This window comes from Janthinobacterium sp. GW821-FHT03C08 (assembly GCF_059420905.1).
Genome location: NZ_JBWKUP010000062.1, coordinates 1 through 552, shown reverse-complemented (window position 1 = coordinate 552; position 552 = coordinate 1). Strand labels below are relative to the sequence as shown.

1 rRNA gene is annotated in these 552 nt (G+C 50.9%); it reads right to left on the bottom strand.

The annotated features are described in order from the left end of the window. Positions 1–552 (bottom strand): 23S ribosomal RNA (locus AC07VL_RS28070); the annotation flags it as partial.

Below are 552 nucleotides of genomic sequence, written 5' to 3'. Positions count from 1 at the left end.
ATATCCGCAGCTTCGGTGACTGGCTTAGCCCCGTTACATCTTCCGCGCAGGACGACTCGATCAGTGAGCTATTACGCTTTCTTTAAATGATGGCTGCTTCTAAGCCAACATCCTGACTGTTTTAGCCTTCCCACTTCGTTTTCCACTTAGCCAATCTTTGGGACCTTAGCTGGCGGTCTGGGTTGTTTCCCTCTTGACGCCGGACGTTAGCACCCGACGTCTGTCTCCCAAGCTCGCACTCATCGGTATTCGGAGTTTGCAATGGTTTGGTAAGTCGCAATGACCCCCTAGCCATAACAGTGCTCTACCCCCGATGGTGATACTTGAGGCACTACCTAAATAGTTTTCGGAGAGAACCAGCTATTTCCAAGTTTGTTTAGCCTTTCACCCCTACCCACAGCTCATCCCCTAATTTTTCAACATTAGTGGGTTCGGACCTCCAGGGCGTGTTACCGCACCTTCATCCTGGCCATGAGTAGATCACTTGGTTTCGGGTCTACACCCAGCGACTGATCGCCCTATTCGGACTCGATTTCTCTACGGCTTCCCTAT